We start from the raw sequence: 12,594 nt of genomic DNA, 5'->3' as shown, positions 1-12,594 counted from the left end.
CGTTATCGGCGTCCGTGGTGATTTCCACGCCCACAGCCGGAGCCGTCGTATCCAGGTGCGCCGTGTCATTGGCCGTGGACTCGTTGCCCGCAGGGTCGGTCACTGTGGCGTCAACGCGCACTTCCTGGCCCTCAGCAGGCTTGGTCACGGTCACGTCCAGGCCGTTGCTCAGCATCTCATCGGTCACAAGGCCGTTGAAGATTTCCTTGCCGCTCTGGTCCGTCACCACCAGCGTGTCGCCGGCGGCCGTGCCTTCGCCCAGGGTCACGTGCGCCGTGATCTCGCCGTCGCCCAACTCGTCCTTGCTGATCTGGCCGTCGTTGTTGGCGTCCGTGGTGATTTCCACGCCCACAGCCGGAGCCGTCGTATCCAGGTGCGCCGTGTCATTGGCCGTGGACTCGTTGCCCGCAGGGTCGGTCACTGTGGCGTCAACCCGCACTTCCTGGCCCTCAGCAGGCTTGGTCACGGTCACGTCCAGGCCGTTGCTCAGCATCTCATCGGTCACAAGGCCGTTGAAGATCTCCTTGCCGCTCTGGTCCGTCACCACCAGCGTGTCGCCGGCGGCCGTGCCTTCACCCAAGGTCACATGCGCCGTGATGTCGCCGCCCTTCAGTTCGGCGTCACTGATCTGGCCGTCGTTGTTGGCGTCCGTGGTGATCTGCACCTCCACGTTCGGAACAACCGTATCCACGTCGTAACCGCCCGTATCCTCGGCGTGGGCGGTGTTGCCCGCGTCGTCCGTGACGGTGATCTCGACCTTTACATCATCGCCGGACTCAAAATGGTCCGCCGAGGTCTCGGCGTCAAAGCCAAGCTCGCCGTCGCCCAGATCGATCACCGGCGTATCTATCGTTTCACCGTCAGGCAGCGTCACCGTCACAGTGTCGCCCACCTTGACGTCACCGTCCACAGTGCCGGTGATATGCACTTCTGTATTGTGATCCAGCTCGTCCCTGTTCAGAATATTGTCGCCGCCAATGACGATGGGATTGAGGTGGATACCCACCTCCGGCGGCGTCACGTCCGGAGCCTGAGTTTCATCGGCGCGGGGGCTATTGCCGAGCGCGTCCACGTCCTCTGTGGTCCGGTTGCCCAGGTTCATGCCCCAGTCCAGCTCGTTCAGATGGTTGATGCCGTCAAGCAGGTCGCTGTTGCCCAAGTCGCTATAGCGGGCGGCGCGGGCGGCCGCTCCCGCCGCCGGACCGGCGGCGGGCATCAGGTCAGGGCCGAAGGCGCTGAAAAAGTCCGCCCCGGCCACCAGGGTGCCGTCCACTTCAAAGTCCGGCATGCTTTCCTGGGAATACTGGGTGTAGAAATTGGCAAGCTGAATGCTGGAACCGTCGTCAAAACTGAAGATCAGGTTGTCGCCGGAGCGCTCCATCGTAGCCTGATCCGTAGGAAATTGCAGGACCAGACGGGAATCGGGCACGCTGTCCACAACCATATGCTGTCCCGCTTGCGGGCGAGCAAGAATAAGATTCGCCATTGTTTCCTCCTCTCAGTGAACAGGGAATGCGGGAACCCCACCGCAAAAAATACACGCCGGGCCGCGTTGCGCAGTCCGGCGCATGAACGCAGTCAATGATTAATGATGTCGGAGAGACTGGCGAAAAAAGAAAACAGCCCTCTGAAACAGGAAAGAGGACACAGCAGCGGCTAAGTCTCAAGGGCTTACGACGCCGCACGTCATAGGCGGCAATTCTTTTTCGGGACGAGGAATGTCCGGGGAGGCTAACTGGCGGACCCGGAAGCGGTCCGCGCTACAGGGAAAACAGCAGAAGCGTAACGCCATTTCCCCGCGCAAAAAAAATTTATAGTAGTAGAAAATAAATTGTCAATTATTTAAATATAGTAGAATTGCATACGACAAAAAAGCTGCCCCACAAGATATAGAGATAATCTTACGAGAGAAAAGCAAGCCCATACTCTTGATTATGATATTACGCCAGCAACGCCCGCGCATCAGCCACGCGAGCCTCATCTTCACGATCCAGCGCGCGTAAGGCACGAGCCAGGGTCTGCCAGGCTTCCGGCCGGTCGTGCAGACCCGCGCTTTTGCGAGCCAACAGCTCGGCCATGGCCGGGTCTTCATTGCCGTCCAGATAGATTTTAGCCAACAACAACATGGCCGCCGCGTCATTGGGATTGCGCAGCAGGGCTTCGTGCAGGAGCTCCCGCGCCTCGCCGCCCCGCTTCTGGCGCGCGGCCACCCGGGCCAGATGCCGCCGGGCCGGACTCGGCGTGCCGGGCCGGGCGTCCTCAATGGCGGCGGCCCGCTCGTAAAAGCGTCGCGCCTCGCCGCGTCGGCCGCCCTGCTCGCAGAGCTGGCCCAGGCGGATATGGGCAAAGAGATGATCCGGCGCAATTTTAACGCATTGGCGGTAATAGCGGGCAGCGGCGCGCCGTTCGCCCAGATTCTGGCAGACCGTGCCCAGATTGTAGCAGATCTGCGCGGCGCGGGCCTCGTCCGGGCTGTGTTTGAGAGCTTCCAGGAAATGACGGCGCGCTTCATGCTGGCGGCCCAGGGCTGCCATGCACACGCCCAGTGAGTTCCAGGCCATGGCGTTGCCCTCGTCAGCCAGCAGAGCCAGTTTGTATTCCTCCACCGCGCCGAAGACGTCGCCCAGGCTGTAGCGCCTGTCCGCGCTGATGTTCAGGGCCAGGGAATTGCAAAGGCCCGCCCTGGGCTCGGGCAGGAGCAGCGCGTATTCCAGAGCCTTGAGCGCGCAATCCTGCATTTCCGCCTTGCGGAACTGCAAAAAAGGATATCCGGCCAGTCCGGCGGCCGTCGCCAGACCGTGCTTTTTCAAACCTTCGCAGAGCTGGGCGTACACAGGCAGCAGATCCTCAGCCGCGCGGCCGGGATGAAAGAAAATCAGGCTGTTGCTGCCGTAGCGCCCGCCAAAGGGCTCGGCACGCCCGGCGTCTTCCGCCGCCGTGGCCCGGACCGGCGCGAGCAGGGCCCGCCAGAGCTCCAGCGCCTTGCGCATGCCGCGTTCGGGCTCACTACCGGCGCGCGCGCCGCTGGGAGCCAAGCGCGCGATGACCAAGGCAAAACGCGCGCATTGCTCCCGCTCACGCGCGAATCTTTTCAAAAAGTCGCCGTGACCGTGTAAATCGCCCTGCGCGCCCTGCTCCTCCCGCTCCGTTGCGGCACGGGACGGGGCGTCCGCCGACGCATTCTTCCCCGGCGCGGCAGGCTGTGCCGGGGCCATGGCGGCCTGCTCCGTCCGGGGTTCGCTGCCCGGCGTTTTTTCCTCAGAGCCAAGGCCGGGAACATCCGAAATGCCTTCCAGAGCATTTTCCATATCCGAAGGACTCAGAACAGGCAGTCCGTCCAGCAGGGCCAAGCTGTCGCCCGGCTCCGGAATCACGGCCGCGTCCTCCAGATGCAGGATTTCAGCCACGGCATCCAGTTCCCGGACATGCAGCAGTACGATTTCGCCTTTATAGCAAGCCGCGTCCCGCGCGCCGCCGGACCAGACCGCGAAACGCAGACCCTCACGGGCCTTGGTCTGCCTGCCCAAGCTGATCCGCAGACGGCCCAGAGGCAGATTTTCCAGCACCACGCCGCCGTCCTGAAGGATGCGGGCAAAGGGCATGATCCGGCTTTCGCCGCCCAGACCGGCCCCGCTCTGCCCCTGGGCGGCCACGTCGGCGGCCAGGCGGGCCCGGGCCATAAGCTGGCGGGCCTGCTCGAACATGGGCAAGACCAGTTCCGGCCCCTGCATGTCCTGGGGATAGAGCGCGTGTCCGGCGCAGAGCAGGGGGCGCACCGGCTGCCGGGTCAGGGGACCGGGCAGGCTCACGGCTTCCATGCGGCCCAGAACGGCGCGGGCCAGCTTGTGGCAGGCCCCGCGTCCGCTGGCGGACAACAGCAGAGCATATTCGTACCGGCCCACGCGCGCGGCCAGCACATCCGAAGGCAGACCGGCGCGGCAGGCCTCGGCCACGTGCCGCAGAAATTTTTCACTGAAGGCAAAACCGATCTGGCGGGCCATCTCCTCGCCGTTGCGCAGACGCAGCACCACAAGTCCCATGCACAGGCGGTGCAGGGGCGCGGGCCTGCCGTCGGGCTGGGCCGGATCATCCAGGTGAGCGCGCACCCGCGCGGCCTCATCTTCCATGCGCGCATACAGGGCGTCTTCCGTCGCCAGGCCGGTAACCGCGTCCGTGCGCGCGGCCCTGGAGCGGGCCAGGTTTTCCAGGCAGAGCGCGACCACGGACGGCAGCGCGGGCAGAAGCGGCCGTACTTCGCGCGCGCGTACTCCGTGAAGCATGAGCACGCCCAGCAATTCCTCCCGCCAGACCAGCGGCAGCAGAAGACGACGCTCGCGCGGCAAAAACTGCGGCGCGTCCGGCGGGTTTTGCGTGGGAAAATACAGGGCGTGCCCGTTGAATGTAAAAAAGGCGGCCAAGCCGCTGCACAACAGGCCTTCCATGTCCATCAGATCGCCGCGCGCGAGATTCAGATCCTGCGGAATTTGCTTCATCTTTTCAGTGTAGTCCGGGGGGTGGCCGATTGTCTAGAGAATATCTTGAAACCCTCGCCTCCCGCCGGGCCGCGCTCCCGCATTCCCCCCGTTGTTTCTCCCGTTGTTCCGCCTCTTGCCCGCGTTGCCCCCGTGGTATAGCATTGCGGCCATACTATATTATTTTGCAGAGGACATCACATGCCTGTAGCCACCTTCCCTCTGGGGCCCTTGCAGACCAACAGTTACCTTATCCACAACGCCGCCGGTCAGGCCGTGGCTGTGGACGTGGGCGGCGAGCCCGCGCCCATGCTTGAATATCTGACGGAACACAAACTTACCCTGGCCGCCATCTGCCTCACCCACCGACATTTCGACCACCTCTACGGCGTGGCCGAACTGGCCGGAGTCACCAAGGCAGTGGTTTACGCCCCCACGGGCGACGACAGCCTGGCCGAGACCGAATCCGGCAAGGGCGGCATATGGGGTTTCCCGCCGGTGCCGCCTTTCGACAGCCTGCCCATGCCCACGGGATCGGCCAGCTTCGGCGGCATGGAGTGCCGGGTGCTTGAGACGCCGGGCCACACGCCGGGCGGGGTATCCCTGTACTTCCCGGCGGAAAAGCTGGTCTTTACCGGCGACGCCCTCTTTTACCGCTCCATGGGCCGCACGGACTTCCCCGGCGGCGACCAGGCCACCCTGCTGCGCTCCATCAAGGATGTGCTTTTCACCCTGCCGGAAGACACCACTGTCTATCCGGGCCATGGCCCGGCCACCAGCATCGGCGACGAACGCAAAAACAATCCCTTCTGCGGCGAGTTCCGGGCGTGAACCAGATTCTGGCGCTCCTGTGCAGCCCCCGGCCCGGCGGCGTTTCCGACAGCTTGGCCCGCCTTTTTGCCGAAGGCGCGGCCGAGGCCGGGGCCGAAGTACGCCTAGAGCCTTTGCGCCGGTACAAAATCGCGCCCTGTATCGGCTGCGGGGCCTGCGCCAGGCCGCCTCATGCCTGCGTGCTGGCCAGGGGCGACGATCAGGCCGAGGAACTCTTTGCCCTGTTCCAGGCCGCACCCCTGGTGCTGCTGGCCGCACCCATCTATTTTTACGCTCTGCCCGCTTTTTTCAAGGGCTTCATCGACCGAAGCCAACGCTTCTGGGCCGCGCGGGCCTACGATCACGGCCCCAGGGCAGGGCTGCCCCGGCCCCCGGTCAAACCGGTGCTGGCGGCTTTGTCGGCCGGCAGGCCGCGCGGCGGGCAGTTGTTCACGGGCGCGCTGCTGACCCTCAAATATTTTCTGGCCCCGCAGGACGCCCGAATTCAGGAAAAACGCCTGCTGCGCGGCCTGGACACGCCGGAAGACCTGGCGGCACGCCCGGCTGTCTGCGACGCGTTGCGCGCCTGGGGCCGTCACTGGGCGCAACGGCTCGAAGCCCGGACAGATGACGGGCAAAGTGCGTGATTCCCGGTTTTCTGCGGCGCTGGTGCCGGGCCCTCGGGCTGAGCCAGACCCGTTGCGCGCATTGCCTGCGCCCCTTCTCGCCCCTTGAAACCGCTTCCGGCGCAAGCCCGGCCACCGGCCCCGGCGGGGCCGCCGCGCCGCTCTGCCCGGAATGCTGTTTGCTTTTCCTGCCGTATAACGGCCCACGCTGCCCCCGTTGCGGCCTGCCCCCGGTGGAGATAGGGACGGGCAAACAGACGGCGGATGTGTCGTCCCGGCCCGCCCCGCTCAGCCGTTGCGGCCAATGTCTCCAGGAAGACCCGCCCTGGGACGGCCTGGCCTGTTACGGCCTTTACGAAGGCGCGTTGCGCGACGCCCTGCTGCGGTTGAAATTCGGGGGCGAGCTTTCCCTGGCCCCGCTGCTCGGGGCCTGCCTGCTGGAAGCCTCCCGCTGTCTGCCCCGCCCCGACGCCTTGCTGGCCGTGCCGCAGCATCCGGCCCACCTGCGCCGCCGGGGCTTCAACCAGGCCCACGAGCTGGCCAAGGCCCTGCACCGCCTGACGGGCCTGCCCCTGCGCCCGGAGCTGTTGCACCGCGTCAAACCCGCGCCTCCCCAGGCCGGACTTGCCGCCGCCCAACGGCGCCGCAACGTGCGGCGCGCTTTTCAGGCCGCGCCCGATGCCGCGAGCCTGTGCCTCTGGCTCATTGACGACGTGATGACCACGGGCAGCACCCTGGCCGAGTCCTGCCGGGCCCTGCGCGCGGCCGGGGCACGGGAGACACGCGTGCTTTTCGTGGCCCGGACGCCCCGGCGGGACTAGTGGCTGTCTCTAAGAGCAGTTTGCGCTTGAAATTATCGCTTAACGGCGCAGTAAATCCGGCTTGCGATAATTTCGCGGTGCGGATTTTCAATATTAAAACGTTCTAAAATGCGGCTTGCGACCCCACAGCGCGCATGACAACGCCCCACCCTTTTGCTAAGCTAAACCGGGCGCGGTAATAGTTGCTTTCAGTGCCTGAAAGCCGTGTTTCACACGGCAACGGGCAGTTCCGCGGAACACCTTTCTCGGGACGCCGCAGTCCATTTCTGAGTTCTGGTCGCGTTGACAAGCTCAACGCTTTCACCCTTGCCGCGTGAAGATGCAAACGCGGCCCTACAATGCCCTTCTGATGCCGCCGGGAGATCCCATGTCACGCGCCTTTTTCTTCACGCCCCGCGTATTTTTTTGGCCGCTTCCGGCCTGCCTGTGGCTGCTTGTGCCGCTGTGCTGTCTCACAATCGCCCATCCCGCAGCCGCCCAGGTGACGTTGCTGGTGCCGAGCCAGCCCAGCATTGAAGCTCCGGCCAAGCCGGACACCCCGGATAAATCGGATAAAACGGCCAGGGCGGACAAAACGGACAAGACCGAAAAAGAGACTTCCCTGGCCAAGGGCAAGGAAGAACAGAAAAAAAATACTACGGAGCAGAAAATCGCCCAGACTCCGCCCAGTCCCGCAGCAGAGACCGCTCCGGCTCCAAAGCCGCAAAACAATGAGACCACGGCGAGCCAACAGGCCGACGGGCGCTCTCCGGCGGCGCCCGCTGCCGCCGCTACGACGGAAACCAATGGGCAGGACGCCGCTGTTTCCGGCGAAGCAGCCAAGCCCGAACCTCCCCAGGCGCCGCCCATCTCCGAGGAAGTGGACGTGCTCATCAGCATGATGCGCCCCTTCCGGCACGAGGGCCTGCCCATGGACATGCCGCAGCTCTTCGCGGTGCTGCGCTACGACGACAACACGCCCGCCAAGGACGGCGTCCTCCAGCCCGAACGGCACGACCTGCTGGGCGATGTGGAGGAAATCCGCTATCTGGACCAGAAGGCCTGGGGCGCCAATGTGGCTCTGAGCCGCCCGGGTCTCTATCAGTTCGTCATTGAGGCCCGCCCCTGGTGGGATGCCGCCCGCGACCGCTTTGTGCAGCATTACGTCAAGACCACCCTGCCCGTGTACGGCGTGGAACGCGGCTGGGAACTGCCCGTGGGCCAGCACTTTGAAATCCAGCCCCTGACCCGTCCCTTCGGCCTGACGGCCCCGGCTCTCTTTTCCGGCCGCGTGCTGTTCAACGGCAAGCCCCTGGACAACGCGCCGGTGCGTATGTCCCGCATCAATACGGACAAGCAAAGCGCGCCTACGCCCTGGCAGGAAGAACTGGCGGCCCGTACCGACAAGAACGGGCAGTTCGCCTTTGTTCTCAATCAGCCCGGTTGGTGGTGCTGCGCGGCCGTTGCCGCCGGTGACCCGCTCAAAGGGCCGGACGGACAGTCCAAGCCACTGGAGCTGGGCGCGCTGCTCTGGCTTTATGTGGACGGCGCGTCCGCCGAGCCCCGCAAGCATTAGCATATATTTATCCGGCCACGCCCGAAAAAACCGAGAGCCGGACAGAAGTCCGGCTCTCCTTGTTTCAGCTCATTACAACAGCCGCAAGCGGCATTATTGCACCCAACGCACCACGGCCTCTTCCGGCCGACGGGTTTTGGCCCGGGGCTCCCGGACGCGGTAGCCGAAGGCCACCATGCAGGCCACACCCCAGCGGGCCGTGTCCAGCAGGTCCTCACGCGCCAGCACATCTTCCAGGTCCGCCTTGTGGAAGCCCTCAATGGGGCACGAATCCACGCCCAGCAGCGCGGCGGCGGTCATCATGTTGCCGAGGGCGATATAGCACTGGCGGGCGGCCCATTCGAAACCGGCCCGTTCATTGCCCGTCAGGGCAAAGTCCTTGTCCAGAAATTCCCGATATTTTTCCGTGCGCGGGCCGGAAATATCCTCGGAGAGATGCTGGGTATCGCGCATGATGGTGTCCTGAATATACGGGGAATCGGGATCCAGTTCGGCGGGCTTGCGGGCCATGATGACCACAAAGTGGCTGGCCGTGGGCAGCTGGCGCTGCGCGCCCCAGCTCACGGCGCGGATTTTCTCGCGCAGGCCGTGATTCTGGACCACCAGAAACTGCCAGGGCTCAAAACCGAAAGAGCTGGGCGACAGGCGGCCGCCTTCCAGAATAGTATGAAAGTCCGCGTCGCTGATTTTCTTTTTCGGGTCGAATTCCTTGCAGGCGTGGCGGAAGTGCCAAGCCTTCATAAGCATATCTGTCATATGAGACATGGGGAATACTCCTTGCTATCGTCATTGAGCCGGGTGGATGCCGTAACGGCGTCCATACCGGTCTGATTCCGTTGTAGCGCGGCCGGGAGGCGCTGCAAAGAGGAAAATTCTCCCCGGTCAGGGCAGACGCATCTAAAAAAACGCGGCCAGTGTATTTCTAATTTAATTATTTAAAACAGTTAATACACGCTACGGAGTTGGGTAAAGCCACCTTTGCTCCGCCGGAGCGAAGCGTAGGCGGATGGCTGGTGCCGGGAGAATCCTAAAAACTAAGATTTTTCGGCGCTGGCAAGGAAAATGGTGCTTTTTGCGCGGAATGTACTCAAGTACATGAGCAGCAAAAAGCGCCAGATGACGCCGCCAGCGCCAAAAAGGCTGGTTTTGACGGATAATCTCGTCAAACAAGAGGTCAGCAAAAGCTGAAATTAGATGCGTCTGCCCTGTCTCCCCGGTGTGGCGGCCTTGCCTTTTCCCCACAAATCCATATAGTATACATGATGCGCGTAGAGATGTGAAGCCGCGCCAGTCTTTAACCACCCCCGCCATGGGAGTTTTGCATGAAAGCAAGTGCCATTCTGACCGGAATATTTCTGCTTCTTTCCGCTTTTGTTCTCACCCTGCCTGAACCGGTCGACGCCGCGCGCATGGGCGGCGGTCGATCCTTCGGCGGCAAGCCCTTCATGAGCAGCCCGGCGCCCGCGCCGACCATGCGCCAGCAGACGCCCAACGCGCAACGCCAGCCCATGAACCAGGCCCAGGCCGGTCAGACCGCCGCGCAACGTCCCGGCCTGTTCGGCGGCATGGGCGGCCTGTTCGGCGGCCTGCTGGCAGGCACGCTGATCGGCTCCCTGCTCTCGGGCAACGGTTTCGGAGGCGGCGGCTTCATGGACATCATCATTATCGGCCTGCTGGTCTTCCTCGGACTCAAGCTCTTTGCCCGCTTCCGCAACCGTCAGGCGCCCGCGCCCGCAGGGGCCGGCGCGCAGGGCGCTTCGACCATGGGCGGCTTGCACGGCGATTTGCGTGAGGACAGCGCATCATCCCAGGGCATGCGCCGCGACAACGCGGCGGCCGGTTGGGACGTCCTGCGCAACGCGCCTCAGGGCGGAGCGGGCCAGGCGCAGGCCTTTGACGCCGCGCCTAGCGTGGATGTACCCCAGGGGTTTGACGTTGACGAATTCCTGCGCGGAGCCAAAATGGCCTACAGCCGTCTGCAAAACTCGTGGGACAAACGCGATTTGGACGACATCGCCCAATTCGCCACGCCTGCCGTGCTGGACGCCGTGCGCGAGCAGCTGGAGGCCGAGCCCACCCCCAGCACCACGGAAGTACTTTTGGTCAACGCGCAGTTGCTGGGCGTGGAAAACGACGGCGACGAACAGCGCGCCCAAGTCTTCTTTGACGTGTTGATGCGCGAAAGCCCGGATCAGCAGGCCCCGTCCTCTGTGCGCGAGGTCTGGCACTTTGTGCGCCCGATCGCGGGCGGCTCCTGGAAGCTGGACGGCATCCAGCAGGTGGACTGAGCGCCCAAGCGCCATTCCGCCCACACCCCGAATGCATAAGGCGCGGGCCGGAAGCAAGAGCTTTCGGCCCGCTTTTTTGGAACTCATTGGAGAAAAACTATGGAAAACTATGTGGCCAAGCACGATAAACTGATGCGTCATCTGCAAATGACCATTGAAAGCGCCGGCCGGGATTACGCCAAGGTGAGCATGCCCCTGACCGAGAATCACAAGAACGGCATGGGCGTGGCTCACGGCGGGGCCATCTTTTCCCTGGCCGATGTGGCTTTCGGGGCGGCGGCCAATGCCGGTCGGGAAACCGGCGTGGTCAGCCTGAGCACCACCATTGAATTTCTGCGGCCCGGCAAAACCGGCCCGCTCACGGCGGAAGCCCGCGTGGTGCGCGACGGCCAGCATGTGCAGAGCTATGACGTGCAGGTTTTTGACGGCTCGGGCGCGCTGATCGCCAGAACCATGGCCGCCGGTTTTCTGACCGACGTGCCGCTGCCCCGCTAGGGGCTGTTTCTGAATTGGGGAGTTTTGCCTTTCCGGCACAGCTCCTGGAGTATTTAACACTAGAGCAGATTAACTTTGAAATTTTACAAATTTCAAAGTCGGCATTCTGGCGAAAAACATGGTTTTCGCCAGAATCCACGCCGCTTCGCGGCGCGCCTCACCGTGTTCGGCGATAGAGCATTTCAATGTTGAAATGCTCTAGAAAACGCTCTAAACGCGGTTCGGGCCCGCGCGGCCTGCAACACAACAAGAACGGCGTTCCGGGAACAGAATTCCGGAACGCCGTTCCAGCCTGATGACAAACCCCGCGTACGCGGGGTTTGCGCCGCGCGCAGGGCTCAAGCCACGGCGACAGGAATCTCGGTTTCCAGACCCAGCGGCAAGCGAAGGCTGAAGACCGCGCCGCCGTCTTTGCCGTTGGCGGCAATCAGCTCGCAGCCGTGCCCGTGCGCCAGGGATCGCGCCACGGTGAGGCCCAGACCGGCATATTGTCCGAAACGGCTCTCGCGGGTGCTGAAAAAGGGCTCGAAAATGTGCGGCAACACGTCCGCAGCAATGCCGGGCCCGCTGTCGGCCACCCGCAATTCATACCAGCCCCGTTCTTCCCCGGTCCGCGCCGCGCTCCCGCCCTGTTCCGCGCTTTTGCCCTGATCCTCACGGAGCACGCGGGCCGAAATACGCAACAGGCCGCCCTCGGGCATGGCGTCCAGAGCGTTCTCCACCAGGTGCAGGCAGATCTGCTGCAGTTCCAGCGCCGAGCCCAAAGGACGTTCCGTGCGCGTTTGGGGCGGAAAATCCAGTTCACAGCGCACACCCGCACCGTCCAGGCGCGAACGGGTCAGCTCCAGCACCCTGTCGAGCACGGCGGGCACATCCAGCGGCTGAATGCGCGCGTCCATGCCGTGCCCCACCATGAGCAGCTTGCGGGTGATCTCGCGCACCCGCAGGCTCTGCACGCGGATGGTCTCCACGGCCGTGCGCATGTCCTCCAGATCCGGCAGGGCGGCGGCCTCCGGTTCGCCCAGGCTGTCCTTGATCAACCCGGCGGCCTGAACCATGATATTCAGCGGATTGTTAACCTCGTGGGCCACGCCTTCGGCCACCCGCCCGAGGCTGCGCAGGCGGGCCGCCTCGGCCAGGCGGGCCGCCTGACGGCGGGCCGTGGCACGCTCCCGCGCCTTGGCGCATTCCGCCAGAATGCCGTCCACGGACACCGGCTTGGACAGCCAGTTCCGCGCGCCGCGCCGCATGGCCTGCACGGCCTTGCCCATATCCGCCGCGCCGGAAAGCATGACCACGTCCAAGTCGGGATGGCGCTCACGCAGGAGCTTGAGCAAAGCCACGCCGTCCATGCCCGGCAGGCCCACATCCAGAAAGACAAGATCCCACTCGCCCTCCGCCACCATAACCAGGGCGGCCTCCGCATCAAGAGCCACCCCGGCCTCTATGCCGCGCAGATCCAGGCGTTCGGCCAGGGGCCGGACAAAAGCCGCTTCATCATCCACCAGCAGTACGCGCATGGGCCAT

Annotated in this window: 10 protein-coding genes; 6 read left to right on the top strand and 4 right to left on the bottom strand. The window is 64.0% G+C overall.

Features of this window, described 5'->3' with window-relative positions:
* Both HMPREF1022_RS05530 and HMPREF1022_RS05525 read right to left on the bottom strand, forming a co-directional pair.
* On the bottom strand, window positions 1-1,486 hold a 1,486-nt coding region (locus tag HMPREF1022_RS05530), incomplete at its 3' end, for an Ig-like domain-containing protein (protein ID WP_009302255.1).
* Between the two features lie 454 nt (window positions 1,487-1,940).
* Entirely contained in the window at window positions 1,941-4,493 is a 2,553-nt protein-coding gene (locus HMPREF1022_RS05525; RefSeq protein ID WP_009302254.1) for a tetratricopeptide repeat protein, read from the bottom strand.
* 180 nt (window positions 4,494-4,673) lie between these two features.
* On the opposite strand from HMPREF1022_RS05525, the gene HMPREF1022_RS05520 reads away from it, so the two are divergent.
* From HMPREF1022_RS05520 to HMPREF1022_RS16525, 4 genes are all read left to right on the top strand, one after another.
* A complete protein-coding gene (locus tag HMPREF1022_RS05520; protein WP_008685054.1) occupies window positions 4,674-5,303 on the top strand; it encodes an MBL fold metallo-hydrolase in 630 nt (209 codons plus the stop codon).
* Window positions 5,300-5,929: a flavodoxin family protein gene (locus HMPREF1022_RS05515; RefSeq protein ID WP_008685055.1), complete on the top strand. Its 630-nt coding sequence runs from the start codon at window positions 5,300-5,302 to the stop codon at window positions 5,927-5,929. Before HMPREF1022_RS05520 ends, HMPREF1022_RS05515 begins: the two co-directional genes overlap by 4 nt.
* Window positions 5,926-6,729, top strand: coding sequence for a ComF family protein (locus tag HMPREF1022_RS05510; RefSeq protein ID WP_009302253.1), 804 nt, complete (start codon window positions 5,926-5,928; stop codon window positions 6,727-6,729). The genes HMPREF1022_RS05515 and HMPREF1022_RS05510 overlap by 4 nt, the downstream gene beginning before the upstream one ends.
* A 367-nt stretch (window positions 6,730-7,096) precedes the next feature.
* Window positions 7,097-8,284 (top strand): DUF4198 domain-containing protein, encoded by a 1,188-nt coding sequence (locus tag HMPREF1022_RS16525; RefSeq protein WP_009302252.1) that lies wholly within the window; start codon window positions 7,097-7,099, stop codon window positions 8,282-8,284.
* A 93-nt stretch (window positions 8,285-8,377) separates the two neighbouring features.
* Here the strand turns inward: HMPREF1022_RS16525 and HMPREF1022_RS05500 are convergent, their stop codons facing one another.
* Window positions 8,378-9,049 carry an NAD(P)H-dependent oxidoreductase gene (locus tag HMPREF1022_RS05500; RefSeq protein ID WP_009302251.1) on the bottom strand — a complete coding sequence of 224 codons (672 nt, stop codon included), beginning with the start codon at window positions 9,047-9,049 and terminating at the stop codon, window positions 8,378-8,380.
* A gap of 557 nt (window positions 9,050-9,606) precedes the next feature.
* Between HMPREF1022_RS05500 and HMPREF1022_RS05495 the strand changes: the two genes are divergently transcribed.
* A complete protein-coding gene (locus tag HMPREF1022_RS05495; protein ID WP_009302250.1) occupies window positions 9,607-10,572 on the top strand; it encodes a Tim44 domain-containing protein in 966 nt (321 codons plus the stop codon).
* Between the two features lie 99 nt (window positions 10,573-10,671).
* Window positions 10,672-11,067, top strand: coding sequence for a PaaI family thioesterase (locus tag HMPREF1022_RS05490; protein WP_009302249.1), 396 nt, complete (start codon window positions 10,672-10,674; stop codon window positions 11,065-11,067).
* A gap of 338 nt (window positions 11,068-11,405) precedes the next feature.
* Here the strand turns inward: HMPREF1022_RS05490 and HMPREF1022_RS05485 are convergent, their stop codons facing one another.
* Window positions 11,406-12,587: a hybrid sensor histidine kinase/response regulator gene (locus HMPREF1022_RS05485; protein ID WP_009302248.1), complete on the bottom strand. Its 1,182-nt coding sequence runs from the start codon at window positions 12,585-12,587 to the stop codon at window positions 11,406-11,408.
* Window positions 12,588-12,594 lie beyond the last annotated feature (7 nt).

The sequence above is a fragment of the Desulfovibrio sp. 6_1_46AFAA genome, assembly GCF_000224635.1.
GTDB classification, from domain to species: Bacteria; Desulfobacterota; Desulfovibrionia; order Desulfovibrionales; family Desulfovibrionaceae; genus Desulfovibrio; species Desulfovibrio fairfieldensis.
Note: the sequence above shows the minus strand (reverse complement) of the source record. Positions and strands in the feature narration are given on the sequence as shown.